Genomic DNA, 391 nt, shown 5'->3' with positions numbered 1-391 from the left:
CCTTTTTATAATAAGGTGGATCAAAGAAAGTGAAAGAGTTTTTTGTTTTTGAAATATTTAATCGAATAAATTGCTCAGCATCCATATTGTAAAGGTTAATCTGCTTCTTAAAAGAAGCAACTAATTTTATTTTTTCGATGGTCTTTTTTTTATTAAATCGACAATCAAGTTTATAATCGCCGTTTTGTTTTAAACCGCCGATTACACCAGCCTTAATAATACCCGAACGATTTGTTCGATTGAGGAATAAAGTTGAAAAACCTAGCGACAAAAGGTCATTACAATTATCTTTATTTTGTTGGATATTTTTTTGAGTTCTCCACTCTTCAATAGTAACTGGAGTATTCTCAATTTTTTCTACAAGCTGATCTGTATAATTTAAAACAGAATA

Annotated in this window: 1 pseudogene; it reads right to left on the bottom strand. The window is 29.2% G+C overall.

Going from position 1 to position 391, the window contains the following annotated elements:
- Window positions 1-391 (bottom strand): annotated as a pseudogene (locus tag C1E99_RS12150) (DNA adenine methylase); the annotation flags it as partial.

The sequence above is a fragment of the Streptococcus suis genome (genome assembly GCF_002964045.1).
Classification (GTDB): domain Bacteria; phylum Bacillota; class Bacilli; order Lactobacillales; family Streptococcaceae; genus Streptococcus; species Streptococcus suis_U.
This window is presented reverse-complemented; position numbering and strand designations above follow the sequence as displayed.